Origin of the sequence: Gemmata sp. SH-PL17 (assembly GCF_001610855.1) — a bacterium.
In the GTDB taxonomy this organism is placed as follows: domain Bacteria; phylum Planctomycetota; class Planctomycetia; order Gemmatales; family Gemmataceae; genus Gemmata; species Gemmata massiliana.
This window is the reverse complement of sequence record NZ_CP011271.1, coordinates 5,689,231-5,708,959: the sequence shown is the minus strand read 5'-3', so window position 1 is coordinate 5,708,959 and position 19,729 is coordinate 5,689,231. Positions and strand designations below refer to the sequence as shown.

At 66.0% G+C, this 19,729-nt stretch carries 18 protein-coding genes; 10 read left to right on the top strand and 8 right to left on the bottom strand.

The annotated features are described in order from the left end of the window. Positions 1-57: 57 nt before the first annotated feature. Together VT84_RS23515 and lexA are read right to left on the bottom strand one after the other, a co-directional pair. Positions 58-480 (bottom strand): POTRA domain-containing protein, encoded by a 423-nt coding sequence (locus VT84_RS23515; protein WP_162271822.1) that lies wholly within the window; start codon positions 478-480, stop codon positions 58-60. Between the two features lie 179 nt (positions 481-659). Continuing rightward, positions 660-1,271, bottom strand: coding sequence for a transcriptional repressor LexA (gene lexA / locus VT84_RS23510; RefSeq protein ID WP_162271821.1), 612 nt, complete (start codon positions 1,269-1,271; stop codon positions 660-662). Between the two features lie 191 nt (positions 1,272-1,462). Between lexA and VT84_RS23505 the strand changes: the two genes are divergently transcribed. The 5 genes from VT84_RS23505 to VT84_RS23490 all read left to right on the top strand — a co-directional run bounded on the left by VT84_RS23505 (position 1,463) and on the right by VT84_RS23490 (position 7,267). Beyond that, entirely contained in the window at positions 1,463-1,711 is a 249-nt protein-coding gene (locus VT84_RS23505; protein WP_052552672.1) for a hypothetical protein, read from the top strand. A gap of 62 nt (positions 1,712-1,773) precedes the next feature. Continuing rightward, the gene (locus tag VT84_RS38830) at positions 1,774-1,932 is read left to right on the top strand and encodes a hypothetical protein (RefSeq protein WP_157469755.1); all 159 of its coding nucleotides are present in this window, start codon (positions 1,774-1,776) and stop codon (positions 1,930-1,932) included. Positions 1,933-2,112: 180 nt separating this feature from the next. Then, positions 2,113-2,349 (top strand): hypothetical protein, encoded by a 237-nt coding sequence (locus tag VT84_RS23500; RefSeq protein WP_082841195.1) that lies wholly within the window; start codon positions 2,113-2,115, stop codon positions 2,347-2,349. Positions 2,350-2,878: 529 nt separating this feature from the next. Further along, complete coding sequence (locus VT84_RS23495) at positions 2,879-5,563, top strand: phage/plasmid primase, P4 family (RefSeq protein WP_239465934.1); 2,685 nt, start codon at positions 2,879-2,881, stop codon at positions 5,561-5,563. A gap of 933 nt (positions 5,564-6,496) precedes the next feature. Then, the gene (locus tag VT84_RS23490; protein ID WP_052552667.1) at positions 6,497-7,267 is read left to right on the top strand and encodes a hypothetical protein; all 771 of its coding nucleotides are present in this window, start codon (positions 6,497-6,499) and stop codon (positions 7,265-7,267) included. Positions 7,268-7,468: 201 nt separating this feature from the next. Here VT84_RS23490 and VT84_RS23485 read toward each other — a convergent pair whose 3' ends face one another. Then, positions 7,469-9,043, bottom strand: a complete 1,575-nt coding sequence (locus VT84_RS23485) for a hypothetical protein (protein WP_052552665.1) — start codon at positions 9,041-9,043, stop codon at positions 7,469-7,471. A gap of 768 nt (positions 9,044-9,811) precedes the next feature. On the opposite strand from VT84_RS23485, the gene VT84_RS23480 reads away from it, so the two are divergent. Then, positions 9,812-10,147 (top strand): hypothetical protein, encoded by a 336-nt coding sequence (locus VT84_RS23480; RefSeq protein ID WP_052552663.1) that lies wholly within the window; start codon positions 9,812-9,814, stop codon positions 10,145-10,147. Between the two features lie 179 nt (positions 10,148-10,326). On the opposite strand, the gene VT84_RS23475 is transcribed toward VT84_RS23480, so the two are convergent. The 5 genes from VT84_RS23475 to VT84_RS38825 form a co-directional block, all read right to left on the bottom strand. Continuing rightward, on the bottom strand, positions 10,327-10,662 hold the full coding sequence (locus tag VT84_RS23475; protein ID WP_082841193.1) for a ribosomal subunit interface protein: 336 nt from the start codon (positions 10,660-10,662) through the stop codon (positions 10,327-10,329). Between the two features lie 402 nt (positions 10,663-11,064). Then, positions 11,065-11,676 carry a hypothetical protein gene (locus VT84_RS23465; protein WP_082841192.1) on the bottom strand — a complete coding sequence of 204 codons (612 nt, stop codon included), beginning with the start codon at positions 11,674-11,676 and terminating at the stop codon, positions 11,065-11,067. A 193-nt stretch (positions 11,677-11,869) separates the two neighbouring features. Further along, positions 11,870-12,826, bottom strand: coding sequence for a DUF1559 domain-containing protein (locus VT84_RS23460; protein WP_082841191.1), 957 nt, complete (start codon positions 12,824-12,826; stop codon positions 11,870-11,872). Next, complete coding sequence (locus VT84_RS23455) at positions 12,823-13,941, bottom strand: hypothetical protein (protein ID WP_082841190.1); 1,119 nt, start codon at positions 13,939-13,941, stop codon at positions 12,823-12,825. The genes VT84_RS23460 and VT84_RS23455 overlap by 4 nt, the downstream gene beginning before the upstream one ends. Positions 13,942-14,370: 429 nt before the next feature. Beyond that, positions 14,371-15,042, bottom strand: a complete 672-nt coding sequence (locus tag VT84_RS38825; protein ID WP_157469754.1) for a hypothetical protein — start codon at positions 15,040-15,042, stop codon at positions 14,371-14,373. Between the two features lie 337 nt (positions 15,043-15,379). Between VT84_RS38825 and VT84_RS38820 the strand changes: the two genes are divergently transcribed. The 4 genes from VT84_RS38820 (at position 15,380) to VT84_RS23435 (ending at position 19,474) form a co-directional block, all read left to right on the top strand. Beyond that, positions 15,380-16,522 (top strand): TIGR02996 domain-containing protein, encoded by a 1,143-nt coding sequence (locus VT84_RS38820; protein WP_157469753.1) that lies wholly within the window; start codon positions 15,380-15,382, stop codon positions 16,520-16,522. Between the two features lie 48 nt (positions 16,523-16,570). Then, on the top strand, positions 16,571-17,947 hold the full coding sequence (locus VT84_RS23445; protein WP_082841188.1) for a Gfo/Idh/MocA family protein: 1,377 nt from the start codon (positions 16,571-16,573) through the stop codon (positions 17,945-17,947). Positions 17,948-18,299: 352 nt separating this feature from the next. After that, entirely contained in the window at positions 18,300-18,854 is a 555-nt protein-coding gene (locus VT84_RS41170) for a hypothetical protein (RefSeq protein WP_239465461.1), read from the top strand. A 68-nt stretch (positions 18,855-18,922) separates the two neighbouring features. Then, positions 18,923-19,474, top strand: a complete 552-nt coding sequence (locus VT84_RS23435) for an SMI1/KNR4 family protein (RefSeq protein WP_082841187.1) — start codon at positions 18,923-18,925, stop codon at positions 19,472-19,474. Positions 19,475-19,729: the final 255 nt, after the last annotated feature.

The following is a 19,729-nucleotide window of genomic DNA, read 5'->3' as shown; positions in this document are numbered from 1 at the left end:
GTCTCCGTTGGTTCGTTCGGGTGCGCGTCTGCGCCGCCTCTGGGGAATCAATCGCAGTTACGGACTCTGGCCCCACAGCTTCTTTTGTACGCGGTACGCGGTGCTCCGGTACAGGTCGACGTCCAGTGTCAGCACGGCGATTGTCGTGTCTTCGACCGCGAACGTGAGCCACACCCACGAGCGCTCCTGAATTTGGATGAGAATGTCCTTGTACTCGCTGTCGAACTCGTTATCGATGACCGCAACGGTCACGTCCTCGAACAGTCCCAATTTCTTCAGTCGCGTCTGAGCGATCGGCAATTTCGCGCGATTGAGAAGCCGGCCGGGGTACAACCCCAATGCGTACAGCTCATTTAAGATCACCGAGTCGGGGGTGTGGACGTTCCCATCGACTTTGATTCGCGCGACGCGATCCGGCCTCGGCTTCTGCGACAGGACCGGGCACACCGACAGCACCAGAGCCAACAGCGCGCACCACATGGCTTGCCTCCGGGAAAGCGGGCCGGAAGTGTACTCATAGGCACGCGCAGAGGGCAAGCGGAAGTGACCGACCGGAGAGCGTTCGACACGCACCGCCATCGGACGGGCGCTGCCTGTCTACATCTGGGGTCCGCGGCTCTGCCCTTCACCCCTTCACCCCTTCGCCCACCCGCCTGTCATCAGTTCCCGGCCCGGACCACCCCCACGAGTACGCCGATGACGCGGTTGTCCTTTTTGGGGTCGAGCTTGATGCCGGCGAGTTTCGAGTTACACGGCTGGAGCCAGATCGCGCCGCCCGCGCGCTGGCGGAACACCTTGAGCGTGAGTTCGCCGTCGATCATGGCCACCACCTTCTCGCCGTCGGCGGCCTCGGGCGCGCGCCGGACGGCCACGAGATCGCCCGGGCCGATCAGCGCTTCGATCATACTGTCGCCCCGGACCCGGAGCATGAAGACGTCCTCGCCGCCGAACACTCTCTCGAACTCGAAGTGCTCGGGCTCGCCGTCCCCCGGGGGCGGGATCGGCGCGCCCGCGGCCACGTCGCCCAGTACCGGTAGCGTGAACCCGGCCGGCGCGCCGACCAGCTCGATGCCCCCCGGCCCCCCCGTGAGGCGCAGGTGCCCGCGGCGCGCGAGCTGGTCCAGGTTGTAGCCCACGGAGCGCGTGGAGGACCAGCCGCACGCGCGCGCGATCTTGGGCCACGACGGGACGCCGCGGCGCGCGCGCAGTTCGGCGCGCAGGAACTCCAGCAGTTTCGCTTGAGACGGACTCAGGGGTTCGCGCTCGGCCACGGTCGCGCACCTCGTTACTAGTTTTAGTAATTCCGCTTGACACCCTCGCAGTTATCGCGTACTAAATCTAGTAATACTGAACGCGCGATCAAAATACAAGCGCGGGAGTACATTCCACCGGGGCGCTTCTGCCCCCGATTGCCAACGGGCGCGTTCCGCCCCGCCCACAGATCTTCCAGGAACCCCCAATCGTGGCGAAGAGAAGCCGCATCGAGATCGGCCGCGCGATCCTGCGCCTGGCGGCCGACGGGGAGCTGCGCCCGCTCGCGGACCTGAGCGGCGCGGCCGGTGCCCCTCCGGTGGTGATGCTCCGGTGGGTCATCGAGGGCCGGCGCGGGGCCCACCTCGACGGCGTGAAGCGCCGGGGCGAGTGGTGGACCACCCCCGCTGCCGTGGCCCGCTTCCTCAAGGCGTCCGCCCCCGCCGACGCGCCCGCGTGACGGGGCGCCCCAGTGTCTCAACACCCGTCCCTGTCCCCATCCCCAACCCCGGAGACCGAACCGTGGACGAGTACCAGCGTAAGATCACGAAATTGCTCGATGAGGCGGCCGACGATCTGGGCGCCGACGACTTCGACGAATTGCTCGACACGATCACCGACGAAATCATCGAGCGCCAGGACATGAGTGAAGACGGCGCCGACGACTTCGACGACGAGTAACCCTTCTTGCCTGAAGGGGTGAGAGTCTGAAAGGGTGAACGGGTGAAAAGACAAAAACGTAGGCGAAACGAGCCGTTTTTCTCACCCCTTCACCCGCTCACCATTTCACCCCTTCTCTTCACCGAAGTCCCCTTCTCTTACCCCGACGTCCCGATTCCCGCACCGAAGGAGAAGTGTGCCGTGTCCCAGCGCGCCACCAGTAACCGCTGCAACCACCCCCGCGTGCTCGTGTGTGTCGATCCCAACGGTACGGAGATCTGGCGCTGCCCCGTCTGCGTCACGGACCGGGTCGTACACTGGGCGCCGCCCCGGTTCGACCCGCCGGCCACGTTCCGCGAGCGCCCGTGCCACGACGACGAGGACGACCCCGCGTTCGAGAACGCGGTCCGCGCGCTCGAAGACGCGCTCCGGGACTGATCGCGCCGACGATGGTGGGGGCGCGCCAGGGGTACGTGGAGGCGCGCCGGGTTGGGGTCCGCCCGGGGTGCGCGTCATTGCCCCGGGGTGCGTGGAGGTCCGCCAGGGATTACGCGCATCATTGCCCGGGGTGAGGGCTCGCCAGAGGTTGCGCACATCATTGCCCGGGGTGAGGGCTCGCCAGGGGTTGCGCGTTGCTCCACCCCTGGCTACGGGCCTGCGCCCCTACCGGGGCTGAAAACCACCAAGGGAGCCCCGAACGGGGCGGCCGCGAGTAGCCAGGGGTGGAGCAACGCGCAACCCCTGGCGGACCTCCACGCACCCCGAGGGCAATGACGCGCCCCCCCCTGGCGGACCCCACCTCGGGCATCGATGCGCACAACCCCTGGTGGACCCCCACGCACTCCCTGGCGCGCCTCCACCTCGGGCATCGATGCGCCCGCAAGGGCGGCGGGTAGCGCCGCTGCAATACGCACCCTGGGAACCCACGCGCCCCGGGAACCTATGGAGAACCGGCGTTTTGACACCCGTGACTACCATCGCCTGGCACGCGCGCGCGGACGACCTCGCGCGCTGGGCCGCGCTGCGCATCGTGAACCGAACCGACCGCTGCGGCGGGTGCTGGGTCGATACCGGGGGCGTCCACCGGACCACGCGCCCCGTCAAAGGCCCGAGCCCCGGGTTCGTGAACCACGAGCTGCTCGCCCGGCACTTCCGCGCACGCGGCACGGCGGACGTCATCGGGCTGCACGCGCTGGGCACGGACGGGGCCGGGAAGTGGGTCGGGGTCGACATCGACGCCCACCCGGGTACCCCCACCGACCCCGCGGTCAACGAGCGGTTCGCGCGAACCCTGTACGACGACCTCCGCGCGCTCGGGTTCGCCCCGCTCCTCAGCGAGTCCAACGGCACCGGCGGGTACCACCTGCGCGCGCTGTTCGCGGACCCGGTGGAGGGGCCGGTCCTGTTCGCGTTCGGGCGCTGGCTCGTGCGCCGGGCCGGGGAATTCGGGTTCCCCCGGCCACCGGAGGTGTTCCCCAAGCAGGCCACGCTCGACGGTTCGACCAAGTTCGGGAACTGGCTCCGGCTCATCGGGCGCCACCACGCGCGCGACTTCTGGCCGCGCGTCTGGTCCGGCGCCGGCTGGCTCGAAGGCGCGAGCGCTGTCGAACACGTCCTGGGTCTAACGGGCGAACCCGCGTCGCTGATCCCCGACGCGGCCCTGACCTATAACCCGAATCCGCCCGCGCCCCGCGCCCCCGTCCCTACCCAGGCGCCCGCCGAGGACGTGTTCGCGTCGTTCAATCGCTCCCAAACAATGGAAACAATGGCCGCGCTGCTCCAGGCCCACCGGTGGGAGCCCGCGGGCCGGCGCGGGCCGCGCTGGGACTTCCGGCGCCCCGGCAAGAACGGGGACAAGAGCGGGAACCTGATGCTCGTGTCGGGCGTGCCCATCTTCTACGGGTTCACCGACGCGGCCGGCATCCCGGACCACCGCGGCCTGAACCCGAGCCAGCTCCGCGCCGCGCTGGAACACGGCAACAACTTCGCCGCACTCGCCGAACGGCTCCGGACGGAGGGCTACGGCCCACCTCGGCGCGCCCCAATTCCCAGGCCCACAGAGGCCCGTTCCACAAGAACCAGCCCCGCAACGAAAGCCCCGGACGCGCCCGAAGCGCCCCCGCCCCAAGACCCCGTCCACGAAGACTTCCTCGACCCGCACCGACTGGGCCGGTTGCTCGTTCCCCGAATCGGGGATCTGCCCACACTGATCTACCACCGGGCCGAGTGGTGGGAGTGGAAGCGCGGGCGCTACGTGACCGTGACCGACGACGATTTCAGCAAGCGCGCCTGGACCATTTTGCGCGAGGAGTGCGAGGCCGATCACCGTGTGGCCGTGGCGAACTGGGAGGCCGACGGGCGCCGGAACGCGCGCCCCAAGGTGGTGAAGCTGGACGGCCGAAAGGTGGGCAACGCGATCCATGCGGCCGCGTCCATGTGCCACCTGGACGGGGACACGACCTGGCCCCTGATGCTCACAGCCGATGCCCCGCAGCCCGGGCGCATCCCCCGGTTGCGCCCCGTCGCTCCCCAGCGCGAGTACATCGCCTGCGCGAACGGGCTGATCGACGTGGCCGAACTTCTCGCGAGCGGAACAGCGACCGTTCTACCGGCCACGCCCCTGTTCTTCACGCCGGCGGCGCTACCGGTGAAGTTCGAGCCGGGCACACGGTGCCCGAAATTCGAGGCGTTCCTCGGTCGCATCACCGACGGCGACACCGAGCGCGTCGCCGTTCTGCAAGAGATGGCCGGGTACCTGCTGCGGTACGATTCGCACTTCCAGACGTTCTTCGTCCTGTCCGGGGACGGGTCCAACGGCAAGAGCACGTTCCTGGCGGCGCTGCGCGCGCTGGTGGGCGACTGGAACTATTCCTCCGTGCCCCTGGAGGAGTTCGGCGAGCGGTTCGCGCTGGCCGGCACGCTGGGGAAACTGGTGAACGCAGTAGCCGAAGTGGGCGAAATGGACCGGGTCGCGGAGGCGAAACTGAAGAGCTTCGTGTCCGGCGATCTCATGAGCTTCGACCGCAAGAACAAGACCCCGCTCCACACGCGCCCCACGGCCCGGCTGCTCCTCCTCACGAACACCCTCCCTCGGTTCGCGGACCGCACCGAGGGCGTCTGGCGGCGCTACCAGCTCGTCCCGTTCACAGCGGTGATATCTGATTCCGAGCGCGTGCGCGGGATGTCCGAACCGGAGTGGTGGGCGGCATCTGGCGAACTACCTGGCATCCTGAACTGGGCACTGGACGGCCTGTGCCGGTTGTACCGCCAGGGCCACTTTACGGCGTCCCAAACGTGCGAAGCGGCGAAGGCCGAGCACCGCGAACTGTGCAACCCGCACCGCCAGTTCCTGGACGAGCACCTGAAGCCCGCGCCCACCGCGCAACTGAGGACCACGGAGCTGTTCGCGGCCTATGTGGAGTGGTGCCGCCAGCGGCGCTACCTACCCCTATCCGACGGGAATTTTGGCGGGGAGCTGCGCAAGGTGTTCCGTGAGGTCAAGCGGGCGCGCCCGCGAGAGGGGCGCGAGCGGCAGAACATGTACGTGGGGGTGACCTGGACCGAGGGGCGCCCGGACGCGCTACTCGTCGACTACGACCGGCGCCGGCGCGACGCCCCGGGCTGGTCCCCGGGCGGGGATGATGAGGACTGATCCCGGGCGGTTCAGGCGCCAGTACCGTCCAACCACCTGCCGTCCACGAACTCCCTCCGAACAACTGAAGTGGTCAAGGCGGTCAGGGTGCGAAGGTGCGCTATGACCGGCGCAAGTCGTTGCGGCACAAGGCCCGGTCAGGGCGGTCAAGGTGGCCAGGGCGTTTCCTATTTGCTGAAACACTCCGCGCCCTTCCGTATGCTCACCAAAGAATACAATCAGTCTCGATTCGATCTAGAAAATACATAATTGTCGATATTTATCCAGTAGTTGCCGAGGTTTTGCGCACGAGAGGATTCCAAAGTGCCTTGACCGCCTTGACCGCCCTGACCGGGGCTTGCGCCGCAACGACTTGCGCCGGTCATAGCGCACCTTCGCACCCTGACCGCCTTGACCACCCGCCCGCGACCGGGCCTTATTTCTCGACGAACCAGAACCCGTATCCCGGTTCCGCCATCTGTCCGTATGCCCGGGGTGCAGGGGTGCGCGAGTGCCCGCCAGGGGTTGCCCGGGTGCGTGGGTGTCCGCCAGGGGTTGCGCGCGTCGTTGCCCCGTTGGATGTCCGCCAGGGGTTGCGCATGCGCTTCACCCCTGGCTACTCGCGGCCGCCCCGTTCGGGGCTTCCTTGGTGGTTTTGAGCCCCGGTAGGGGCGCGGGCCTGTAGCCAGGGGTGGAGCGCATGCGCAACCCCTGGCGGACATCCACACACACCTGGGGCATAGATGCGCGCCCCCCACGCAACCCGAGGGCAATGATGCCCACAATCTGGCGAGCCACGCGCGCCCCGGTTCCGCCATCTGTCCGTATGCCCCGTGTAAATGTACGCGCCTTGTGTTTGTGGCACGGGCCTCTGGCCTGTGCAAGTGCCTCCACGGGCCAGAGGCCCGTGCCACCGAACAAAAAACGTCCCCTTCACCAGAGGAACCCTACTTCGTGCCAGACGCCTCCGTTCCAACGGTTCGACTCGGGAACCTGACCTTTCACCTGCCCTTCGCCGGGTTGCTCCGGCCCCTCAGCCCGCTGGAACTGACGGAACTGCGGACCAGCATTTCGCGGCACAACAAGGTGCTCAACCGCGCCGTGACCTACGACAGCGCCACCTGGGGCACGCGGTGCGTCATCGACGGCGCGAACCGGCTCCAGATCGCCGCCGAACTGGACCTGGACGTGCCCGTTCAGCACCGCGGGGCCATGCCCGACGAGGACGCGCGCGCCGAGTGCCTGGACCTGAACCTGGCGCGCCGGCACCTCACGGTGGAGGAACTGGAAGCCGCGCGCACGGGGCGCATCCTCCGGGTGATGGCGGCCAAAGAGGAGGGTCAGAGTACCCGCGCGATCGCCCGGGCCGAGGGCGTGAGCCAGACCCAGATCCTGCGTGACCTGGCGGTCGCCGCCGCGCCCGCCCCTACGTTCGCACCGGTACCTGAAACGGACGTTTCACACGACGATCAGAGCGTCCCCGAACCGGACCCGGCTCGGCCCTTGGCCGTTATGCAGCGCTCGTTCCGCCAGATCATGTACCTGAGCAAGTCCGCGAAGTCCGGCGCGCTGCCGGAGCTGCTCGCCGGGCCGCTCGGCGGGCACCTGTCGCGGATCGCCGCGCGCCACGGCGTCCCGCTCGCCGGGGACCGGTGGCCCGCGCTGGAGGTGCTCGTCGCCGTGGTCAGCGACCTCGCCGCCGAAGCCGCCCAGGGCTGGGAGTAGCGTTAGAAGGCAAAAGGGGAAAAGGAGAAAGGAAAAACGACGAAAAACAGAGAAGGCGCGGAAGCCGTAGGAGAAAAGGGAAAGCCCCGGGCCGGAAATGCTTCCGCGGCCCGGGGCTCTTGGAAGCGAGAGCACGTGGGCGACGTGCCCCGCTCCCAGATGTGCTACCCCGCTCGGCGGGCACACCAGCGGGCTACGGCACTACGCGGATAGGATGTAATCGCCCAGGCCGGGCGAGTACCGGAAGATGGCCCCGTCGCTGCGCTTGACGTAGAACAGCCCGCCGGACGACCAGATGTCGATGATGTTCACGGTCGACAGGGCGAACCCGCCACCGCTGTACCGGTACACGGCGTTCCCGCTGTTCCGCACGAACACCTGCCCCTGGGACGATTCCATCTCCAGTACGGACGTGGCAATGAGATCGAACCCGCCGGTGCTCCCGTTGTACCGGTACACGTTGTTCCCGCCGTTGAGCACGAGGAAGTCGCCCTGGGACGACCCGATCTTCACGACCGCGGAAGCCAACAGATCGAACCCGCCGGCCGCGTTGTACCGGAACACGTTGTTCCCGCCGTTCCGCACGAAGAACTGGCCCTGCCCCTGGCCGATCTCCAGGACCGCGGAGGCCAGCAGGTCGAAGCCCCCTGTGCTCCAGTTGTAGCGGTACACGTTGTTCCCGCCGTTGAGCACGAAGAACTGGTTCAGCCCCTGCCCGATCTGCAGGACGGACGCGGCAATGAAATCGAACCCGCCGGCCGCGTTGTAGCGGAACACGTTGTTCCCGCCGTTCCGCACGAACAACTGCCCCTGAACCACTTCCATATCCGTGATGGCCAGTGCTACGAGGGTGGTCGTCCCGCCCGCCTGCCGGAACAGGTTCCCAGCGGAATCTAACGAGAAGGTGGCGCTGGCCGTGGCAGCCGTGGCCGTGATTACCGGCGCCCACCCGAGGTCCCGGAGAACGGCCGTGTCCAGCCCGCCGATCGACCGCCGGACCCCGCCCCCGATGGACGGGAACATCAGATCCCCGGACACGTTGAGGTGACTGTAATCGGCGCTCAGCGGGACCGCTCCACCGTTTACCACCTGAGCCTGGGCGCCGACGAACGCGGTCCCGGAAATCTTGGTGTCGAACGTGGTCGGCGCGACACCCGGGGGCACCACTCCGCTCGAATTTCGGGCACTAACGATCCCCAGCCCGTGCCCCATTTCGTGGAGCGCGACGCTGATAACGTCCGCTTGCCCGGCGGGAACGGTCCCGGTCCGGGCCGCCCCGCTCGGGTCGAAGAACGCGCCGACCGGGAAACTCGCGCTGGACTGCAAGTACGCGGTGTTGAACGTCATCGTGATGTCCGAGACGGCCCCGTTCGGGTCCACCCCGGTTCGGCTCTCGTACAGTGTCCCGGCCTCACTCACGCCCCCGCTCACGACCTGGGCGGTCGGGCCGCAATTCGCGTAGGTGCTGCTCCCGAGCGCGGCCGGCACCACGCGCACTTCCAGGGTGACCGGGTTCGCCGCGGCCCCGGCGATCTGGTCGGACCACAGTTGGCCGGCGGCCTGGAGGTCCGTGAGGAACAGGTTCCGCTGCGTGGTCGTGAGTCCGAAGCTCCCCGCGGACTCGTCCAGGGCGAACGTGAAGTTGACCCGGGCCGGAACCTCACGGGCCTCCAGAGCCTCCGCCATCAGCCGGGCGCGGGGCGCGCGCCGCGGCTCCCGCACCGGGGCCGTCAGCAGGCGGGAGATGCGCGAGCGCAAACCGAAAGGCGAATCCATGTGAGACACTCACTGTAGTGGAAATGGCACCGGCTTCTTACCGGCGTGGCGATTGTACACACCGAACTCACGCATCTCATATGTCGTTTTCTACTTTTTCCTTATTCGGATAACGCATGTTATTCTTTAATATGTTAATCTAATGTGGATCCTGTTGCGTGTTGTGAAACAGTTGGCTACCGCGAAGACGAAATAACCATTTCCCCTGTAGGCGTTACGGGCGAGACAGCGCGTGCGAGCCGCCTCCGCGCCGGCGCGAAAATGCGCGCGAGGGCTTAAACGGGCCTTCACGGTCGTGCGCACAAAATCTCGACGCGCCGGATCGCGGAAATGTCGGTTGCGATGGTCCGCGGTGCGGCCGAATTGTTAGCAGATGTTAGCTTCGCCGGTATCGCACCGATCCGGCCTAGACCGAACGAGACGTGATGGGTTCACCTGGGATAAGCGGGGCGCCGGCGGGCGCGTTCGGCCTGGATCGCCGGGGTACGTGGAAGCCCGCCAGGGGGTTGCGCGTTGCTTCACCCCTGGCTACACGCGGCCGCCCCTACGGGGCTGAAGCAACACGGTTCGGATCTCTGATCTGTCCCCTCTGTCTCCTGAATCTCTGTTTCCTCTTATCTGCGTGATCCGCGTCATCTGCGGTTCTTCCCTTCCCCGTCGATAACCGGATTTTTCGTGACTTCCCGGCGCCGAGTGGCACGCGCGTTGCGGATTATATCGGTAGGCTTTACAGCCGCCCGATTTCGCCCGTTTGAATGAAAGGCGACCATGCGTGCATCACTTCTGACCGCGGCCGCTGCTGCCGCTCTGACGTTCACCCTGGGTACCGCGAACGACGCGAAAGCGCAGATCATCGTGTACCCGTCGGTTAACTCCAGCCCGTATGTGACGCCGGTGGGCTACACGTACCCGTCGTACTCTTACAACTACGCCTACAACTACCCCGGTCTGCGCACGTACTCTTACGGGTGGACGAACCCGTACTCGACGTGGCAATGGGCCGGGTACCGCACGTACCCGACGTATCCAGCGTATTACGGCGGGTACACGGGCTACTACGGCGGGCCGCGCTATTACGGCGGTTGGCGCGGGCGCCGGTGGTAACGTGAAGATTGAAGACGTGTCGCGCGAACCGCGCACAGCCAGCCCGGGGTTGAAAGCCCGGGCTATTTCCGGTGACCCCATTCGGGGTCGCAAAGGCACTTGGCTTCGTCGAGGCGCAAATACCGTAATTGTTCTTGGACCCCGAAGGGGTCACCGAGAATAGCCCGGGCTTTCTTCGGTCAGGTGGGCAAACCGCTGGCCGACGTGTGCCCCTTTGCGTCGTCGATCCGGCCGAACGTGTGCTCCAGGAGCCGGCCCATCTTTTCGACCGCGCCCTTCACCGAGTCCTCTGGGGTGTGGGCCTCGTTCGTCACCGCGAGCGGTTGGTGCCCGGCGGGGCGGGCCTCTAGCGCGCACCGTATGTCGTGGCCGCCCTTCGGCCCGTTCACGTCGCTGAGGTGCGCTTCCACGCGGGTGAGGCGCTCGCGGTACCGGGCCAGACCGTTCTCGATCCGGGTAGTTGCGGCAGTGGCGTCGACGGAGGTGCGGGTATCGGTGTTGACTTCAACGTGCATGATGCGGCTCCCGGGTGACGGTAGGAAAAGAAGTGCTGTCGTCCGCCTATCACAGCAAGTGCTGTGCCGACATCCTACACCCGCTTGTGGCTCGCACGCCACAACTTTTGGTGCGCCACGTGCGTCGCGATCGCACATACGGCGCGCGGGGGTGTGCGGGTTCCGGTGTGGAACGCGACGTGCCGGTACTCAAGTGGGCGGTGCGGGGCTTAGCCGACCTCGCCACGTGCGAGACCGCGTGCGATGCGATACAGGAGTATCACGGAATCGCGAGCGCAGAAACACCCGCTCACGAGTAAGGCGACCGACAGCGGCCAACTCACGATAGTCTTTTTGGCGAACCGCGAGTGCCAACGAGCGGGTGGGTGCTCCGAGCCGGCTCGCTCGCGCGCGGGGAACGAATCAGCCCTTCCCGGGCGTGAACGACTTCAGCTCCGACTTGTAGCCCTCGCCCGTCGCCTTCACGAGGCCAACGTCGGGCGCGTACCAGGTGGTGACGCGCAGTTGTTGAATCGGCTTGTCGTTCCACACGACGGTCACCTCATGAACGACGCGGACCGCGCGGAACACCCCGGCGGGCACCTTCACGTCCTCGGTGCCGGTCACCATCATGGCGCCCCGACTGTATGTGGCGCCGGGATTGTCCCGGCGGTACGACCACTCCGCGTTGGGTTCCGCCGGGCGCTGGAGCAGGCACAACGGGTTTTCGGCCGAGATCCCCCGCGCTTCGATGACAACGAGACCGCGCGGCGAAACCTCGATCTTCTGGTACGGTGACTTCGCCCCGTCGCGCACGCACTCCACCGTGACGGTCCACCCGTCACGCGCGAGCGGCTTCACGTCCGTGGCCTCGAATTCGCAATCCATGCCGTTGTCCGTGTACACCCAGCGCGTGCCCTTCTGCACGCTGTAGTAGAGCGGTTCCTTGGGCATCAGGTGCTTGGGGACCGGTGCCGCGGGCGCGAGGCCGATCAGCGCGCCGGATGCGAACAGAGCAACGATTAGACGCATCATTATCCGTTACCTCCGTGTGGAGCGTCGGATAGCGTAACCGGGCGCGGGACCGGAGTCGAGGGCAGGGTGCCGGAGGTGCTCGCCGGGCGAGGGCGGTTCGTCCGGCACCTCTTGGCGAGCGGCCGGTGTATGCGCCGGGCGGTGGAACGTGCGGTGCCCGGTTGTGGCGCGCGTCCGAGCGAACGGCCGGTGTTTAGTCGGGAGCGACCACTTCGCCCCCGGCGCTGGTGGCTAGCGCGGCCAGTACCGAGTTGGCCCGGTACGTGAGGAACCGAACCGAGCCGTCGCAAAAAGCGAAGTTGGCGCCCCCGGAGTGCAAGGACCAATACTGGAACTGGGCGCAGTCGGCCTCGGAGTTCAAATCCGGTTGCTGGTACGGGAACGGCCCGGGGCCGCAACTCGTGTCCGGTACCCGTCGGGCAAACGGGTTCGGGTCATTGACTCCCATAACAGAGCTGAGTTCGCCCACCCCGTTCGCGTGTGCCCCCCACCCGTAGTACAACCACCCGAGCATTAAGTTCCTTGGCGGCGGGCGCTCGCCGAACGCGAGCGTGTTGGAAGTGCCGTCCGTTACATGTAACAGAGTTACGGTGCCGTCCGCGACGATGACACCGTCCCGCCGCGCGCTGAACTCGCCCCCGTTCCCGAGGTACGAGTTAAGCGCGAACGATCGGGTGACAAGGGTCGGACGGGGGCGGGCGAGTGTGTAAACGAACTTGACCTCCCAGCTCACCGCGGTCCGCGGGTCCGACGGACAGGAGAACGGCTTCAGCGGCACCGACAGACCGCGGTGCGGCGTCGGGAATATCGCGTCCCGGTCGCGCCGAAAATCGTCCACCGCCGTCTGCCAGTTGGCCCCGAGTTCGAGGTACGGCGCGATCAGCAGCGGCCACTGAAGGTTGGGCGTCTCCGCGTCGGTTCGCCGGTGCCGGAACGCGGGCGGCAGTTGGCCGTGGGCGGACTCGTAACTATGTGTCGCCAGGGCGATCTGCCGGAGGTTCGACCGGCAGCTTATTCGCGCGGCCGCCGCCCGAGCGCTCTGCACCGCGGGTATGAGCAGCGCGAACAGGAACGACAGGAGGCTCAAGACCACCAGCACTTCCACCAAACTGACTCCGCGGCGCCGAAGTGATCGGTTGGGCTCCGTCATCCCGCGGCCCTCCGTCGGCGGATGACGACCGCGAGTACCGCGGCCACGGTCGCTAGCAGCGCGGCCACGAAGCTCACGATGAGAGTGGTGTTGCCTTCAGTCGGGTAGCTGGCCACAGTTTTCGGGCCGTCAGCAACTGCTGTTGGGGGGCCAAGCATATCGGCCGTGTACTGGCCGAGCGTGTACGACTCATCAACCTTGCCGTTCCGCCACAGCGGTAGCTTGGAAGGCTCCAGGTCGGGAAGCCTGATCGCCTGGTTTTCGTTCAACCCGAAACCGGCGAGCGTGAACACCGCGGGGTCGATGGCGCTGTCGAAATCGGCGTGTGTGACCGTGACGACTTCTTCACTCCGGTATTTCGCGCCGTTGAACGAAATCGTCGTGTCGTGTTTCATCGTTTTTGGGTACCGGTGCCCTCCCGGGGTCAGTTGCCAGCTCACCTCCGCCGTTCGACTCTCGGGCTTCCCCTCGACCTCGAACTTGTCCTCGAAAAAGATCGGATGGAACCCGTCGCGCTCACTGAGCCAAACGGATTGCTGGAGGTTCGCCGTCTTCCGGGACATGGTCGCGACGAGGCACGGCACCCCGTCCCGGTTTTCGTTCCTCGTCTGCACTTCGGGTCGGCCGAAAAAACCGGGAAAGTCGGTGCCGATATGAAGTCTCGAGTACCCACACATCCGGTCGTTACTCAATCCGAAATATCGCCAATCGAAAAAGGTGCAGTACCCGTCCAAATTGCGCGTACCGAGCCGAACGAACTCGACCGCGTGGAGCGTCGGGGGAGCGCCCCGCACGACGGTGGTCACGATTCCGTAACCTTCCCTCTCGCAATTCTCACACGTGATGCGTCGGTCGTGGCTATCGTGATTCGGTCGCGGGGGGGTGTAGTGCGCGTCCAGGTGATCGACGCGCAATTTGTTCCCGTCGCGCCAGATGTGTAGGGTCGAGTCCCACGAGGACTCGAGCGGCGGCGGCGCGTTCGGCGTGCGCGACTCGACGCGGAGCTTCAGTTGATAGCGGTTCGGCATCCGCGACTTCTGGGCGACGACGGCCTCGGCCTTGTCGGTCGGCGCCCCCGGTGAGAGCACGAGGAAGATAAGCGAGGCGAATTCCATTCCGTGTCCTCGAAAAGCCCGTGCTGTGTTGAATTGATGCGTTCGGTTCATGGTTTGGTGGCACAGGCCTCTGGCCTGTGTGAGTACCTCCACAGGCCAGAGGCCTGTGCCACCAACACAAAACGCAAGTTTTCAACACAGTAAAATGCCAGTTGTCCGGAAACCAGATTGCTTTTCGCCTGCTGAAGTCGAAGTCGTTTCGCGCGGCCACCGGGCCGAGCCGCCTCATGCTGCACCAGAGAAAATTCGCTTTTACGAACACTATCGCGATTTCAACATTTGTGGCCAGCCCATTCAGAAACAAACTGTAAACATTAAATCGGCATCAAGAATCTGCAAATTGCATTGAATGCCTTTGCTAACCATGATGCGTGCATCGGCTCGCACAGCACCTTCCAATCTTTGGAAGGTACATGCCGCCCTGGTATTTCACCCCCACGAGTCGTCGTCGTCGGAATCGCGCCGGGCGCGGTTCCACGGCCGCTTCGGGTCACGGGGGTACTTCGGGCGCTCCCAATCGCGCTCCTCGTCTTGCTCCTCGCGGCGCCGCCGGGTCCGCCTGCGTCGAGGAGGTTCCAGGGCCTCGCGCCACTCCAGGTACTGGGACCGGGCGGCCAGTGCGAGGACCGCGGGCAAAAACAGTGCGCCCCCGAGGAGCACCGACAGCGCGCCCGTAACGAGCATGGCCGTTACGAACGGACCCGGAGCTCGTCCCGGGCCACCCGCGAGCCACAATGACACGGCCCCGATTACGAAATACAGCAGGCCCACGAGGATCGACATGACGCTGGTGATGATCGTGTCTTTCGCCTTGCCTTGTAAGGTCCGGATGCCCGCCGTGAGGAACCCGCCCCAGATGAGCATGTTCACTTGCATCGCGCAACCGGCGGTCGAGTTGCGCACCGGCCCCTGGCGCCCGGCCTCGAGAAGGATGTCGAGCACGGTTCCGAGGCACGTCATCAGCAAGAAAAACGCGCCCACGAGCACCCACAGCCCTCCGGCCGCCAGAATCAGGCCCGGGCGAGCCGGGGGCGGGGGCGGCAAATCTTCGGGTAATTCTTCAGGCAGCTCTTCGGGTAATTCTTCGGGCAATTCGTTCATGCGAGTCCTCTGTAGCCGAGCCTCGAATTCATTCGGACCGACGTCATTCCCAGCGTATCGAGTTTCGTCACGTCTCACAGCCCTCCCCGGCCCGGGGTTGAAACCCCGGGCTATTCCCGGTGACCCCATTCGGGTCACAAAGGCATTGCGTGTCGGGGAACACCAACACCGTGCGTTGTTTTCGGACCCCGAAGGGGGCACCGGGAATAGCCCGGGGTTTCAACCCCGGGATTTCTCGTTGGGGACGCAACCCCTTCACGGTCTTTGGACCCCGAAGGGGTCACCGGGAATAGCCCGGGGGTTTCAACCCCGGGTGCGGACGGGTAACATCGCGGGCATGAGTACACCCGACCGGCACCCCGATGAAACGGCGTTCCTGGCGGCCATCGCCGCCGCGCCGGACGACGCGACCGCGCGCCTGGTGTTCGCCGACTGGCTGGAGGAGCGGAGCGACCCGCGTGCGGCGTGGGTGCGGGACGCCGACATCTGGGAGTGGATGAAACCCGATGCCCGTGACCCGGTGCCGGGGATTTTGAAAACGCTGACAGTGCTTCGTCCCGGTGTCCGCTCCAGCATTGAACGGGAGAAGATCAACTGGAAGCGCCGTGGTTCCGCGGAGGCAGCACTTTTTGAGATGGGAACCTCGGCCGTAGACGCGGTTCGCACGTGGATTCGGGAGCACCCAGATCAAGTGCCAGGGGAAGCGGTTCAGATTTTCATGCGCTGTTCTAAGCCGGATAAACTGCAATCCGTGCTGACACTTCAGACGAAACTGGATGCGCAAAGTTGGGTAGACGTGTGGCTGGCGGTTGTTGACCTGGGCTTTCACAAAGCCGCCGCCGCTCCCTCTGTCACGGCACTCACCGAGATCGAGGGATGGAAACGATGGCCCGAGTTCAACGATTCGATGGATAGCGTTGAACGACCTGTGGAGAACGCGATTTGCTACACCCTCGGACAGATCGGCCCGGCTGCGTTGGAGGCAGTGCGGTGGTTGGCCTCAAACATGTGGCTTTACCCGGAATCTGCGGCTGAAGCTTTGATCCAACTTCGTGCCGACCCCGACCTGATCGTCGAGCACATCAACACCGACGAAGACCACGAGGTGCAATCGGGTATTCGCAGCATCCTCGAACTGGCCAGTGATCCGGTAGCGTTTCTCGTTCGCAACGCCCAACAGCGCACTGGTCGTGTCGCCTATACCTCGCTTCGGTTGCTCGCCGAGATGGGGCAAAAGCTTCTGTTGCCCTGCCCGCACTCCGGGATCTCATCGACAACCGAACCGAATGGGATTCGGACTACGTCCGCGACGCGGCGAACCTGGCGATTCAGGCGATCAACTCAAAGGACTGATCCCCGGCATCGTCACCTCGTTCCCACTTCACCGGCCGGCTCACACCGACCGTTCGCCCGGCACCTTCGGCGGCCGCGCGCAGAAAACGAGCGGCGTGTGGCATTTCGTTTACTCGTTCGCGCATAATGCCAGTGTTCGGGTCGCCTCCCCTCTTCCCCAAAAGGTCTCTCCCAAATGGACCGTCGCCACTTCCTCCGGACCTCGTCCGCGGCCGCGCTCGCCGTCCCCGCCGGCGGGTACTTCGTCGTGGGCGCCGAACCGAAGCCGCTCCGCGTCGGGCTCGTCGGCACCGGCTGGTACGGCAAGTGTTCACTGTTCCGGCTGCTCCAGGTCGCGCCCGTCGAGGTCGTCGCGCTGTGCGACGTGGACAAGAAGATGCTCGCCGAGGCCGCCGACCTCATCACCGCGCGGGCCAAGGCCCCGAAGAAGCCGCGGCTCCACGCGGACTACCGGGAACTGCTGAAGGAAAAGGACTGCGACGTGGTCATGGTCGAGACCCCGGACCACTGGCACGCGCTGCCGGCGATCGCCGCGATGGAGGCCGGGGCCGACGTCTGGGTGCAGAAGCCGGTGAGCGTGGACGTGCTGGAGGGCAAGGCGATGCTCGACGCCGCCCGGAAGCACAAGAAGGTCGTGCAGGTGGTCACCCAGCGGCGCAGCACCCCGCACCTCGTGGACGCGAAGGAGAAGGTCATCAAGGAGGGGAAGCTCGGCACCGTCGGGCACGTCGAGATCTGCTGTTACTACCACATGCGGAGCGGGGACAAGCCGCCCGTCACGAAGGTGCCCGAGTTCTTCGACTACGAAATGTGGACCGGCCCGGCCCCGCTGCGCGAGTATGATGCGCCGTTCTACAAGGATCTCGACGCGAACCTGCCGCACCGCCGGTGGTGGCGCGCGTTCACGGAGTACGGCAACGGGATCGTCGGGGACATGTGCATCCACATGCTGGACATGGTCCGGTGGATGCTGGACCTCGGCTGGCCCACGCGGGTGAGCAGCACCGGCGGCATCCTGGTCCAGAAGAACGCGAAGTCGAACATCAGCGACACCCAGAGCGCGACGTTCGAGTTCCCGTCACTCACCGTCACGTGGCAGCACCGCACTTGGGGCAGCACCCCGGACCCGGAGTACCCCTGGGCCGCGTTCATTTACGGGGATAGGGGGACGCTCAAGGCGAGCGTGAACAAGTACGAATTCTTCCCGCAAGGCTCGAACCGGCCGACCGTCACCGGCACGGCCCTATTCGAGGAGGACAAGTTCCCCGAGGACAAGACCGAAAAAGACCTGGAGCGCCACGTCGCGTCGGCACTGCGGCGCCACTGGCAGGACTTCCTGAAGGCCCGGGAGAGTCGCGGGAAGCCCGTCGCCGACATCGAACAGGGGCACATCTCGTCGGCGAGCTGCATCCTGGCGAACCTGAGCCAGCAACTCGGCCGGTCGATCACCTGGAACCCGGAAAAGCACATTTGCGTCGGGGACGACGAGGCGACGAAACTCCTGAAGCGCCCGTACCGCGCCCCGTGGAAACACCCCGCCGACGCGGTGTGAGCCGGAGAGGACCGAGGTTTTCACCGCAGAGGGCGCGGAGAGCGCAGAGGAAAGGCAAAGGCGGTCCGGCTCCGCGCTCTCGTGTGCCCTCTGCGGTGACATCCTCTGCGCAACCATCAGCACGAGTTCCGGGCAATGAATGAGGGCGACGATGAACGAAGCGAAGTGGCTGGCGTCCGAAGAGCCGCAGCCTCTGTTGGAATACATCTTGGACAGCAGCCAGCGAAAATTGCGGCTGCTTGCAGCCTCCTGTTGTCGGCGCGTCTGGGACATCTTGACTGATGATCGAAGTCGTCAAGCGGTTGAAGCGAGCGAACGCTTCGCCGACAGCAGGGGGGCGGAACGGAAGCGAATGAGCAAGGAGTTGACGCAAATACGCCGTGGTGCCAAGCAAGCGGTCAGTGCCGCGACGGAGCAACCACTGGAGCTACTGGGTGGCGGAGGGACCGAAGCGGCAGCCGCAGCCCGTGACACCGTGGAGCCAGTTGTCGCCCTGGAGAACTTAGAGCGGATTCTTCGTTCGACGCGGGAAGCACGGAAATGGCGCGCGTGGGTGAGTTGGCAGAGCACGCAGGGGGAAATGGTACGGCGCACTCGTGAACGCGCCTGGGCGAAGTTAACAGCCGAAGTCTTGAAAGCCGAAAGTATCGATCAGTGTCGGCGTCTTCGCGACATCTTCGGCAACCCGTTCCGCCCGGTGCCCTTCTCCCCGTCGTGGCGCACTTCGACGGCCGTGGCGCTGGCGGCGCAGATGTACGAATCGCGCGAGTTCGGCGCGATGCCGATTCTGGGGGACGCGCTTCAGGACGCGGGCTGTGATAGCGCCGATGTGCTGGACCACTGCCGCGGTGAAGGGCCGCACGTGCGCGGGTGCTGGGTCGTGGATCTGGTGCTCGGCAAGGAGTAGCGGACATTGCGGCGGCCGTAGCGTCGTGTACACACTGTGGTCACACGAGTTCGGACCCGGGGGGCACAATGACGATCGACGACCTCATCGCCGCGCTGGAGGCGACCGCCGACCGCGCGCGCTCGCCGCTCGCGCTCCGCGTGTTCGGGCCGGACCGAACGCCGCCCCCGTCCCCCGCCCAGGTCGAAGCGTTCGAGGCCGAGATCGGCGCGCCGTTGCCCGACGAGTACCGCGCGTTCCTGCTCCGGTGCAACGGGGGGAACCTCGACGGGTACCAGTTCGACGGCCCGACGCCCGAGGGGGAGTGGACCGCGGTCGTGAGTCGCGTGGGCGGGCTGCGCGACGAACCGCACCTGTCGCTCCGGTCCGCGCGCGCCAGTTACCAGGGGTACGAGGTGCAGATCCCCCGCGCGCTGGTGTGGATCATGGGCGACCCGGGGGGCAACGCGATCTGCCTCGGGCTCACCGGGGAGCACCGGGGGCGCGTGTACTTCTGGGTCCACGACGAAGGGCCGGACCCCGATTCGTGGGACGGCGCGGTCGAGACCGCGGGCAACGTGGTCCTCCTGGCCAACTCGTTCACGGATTTCGTCGCCGGGCTGCGCGCCAGAGAAGAGTGAACCGTCCGACTTCAACGACACGGGCCAGGGATTACTCCCTGGCCCGTGGTATTCCCGTGGTGTCTACTTCCCGACCTGGGGCGCGGAACGCTCACGGCACCGCCAGGGGCGGACTTTATTCAGACGGCGGGATCGCGCTTCTCGCGGTCGAACCCGCCCGCCAAGTTTGAATATGGTCCGCCCCTGAGTCGCGGTGCTGGAACAGCGTTCCCCGCGGGGGGTGTGGCGGAATGTGCTCGGACGACGCAACATCGT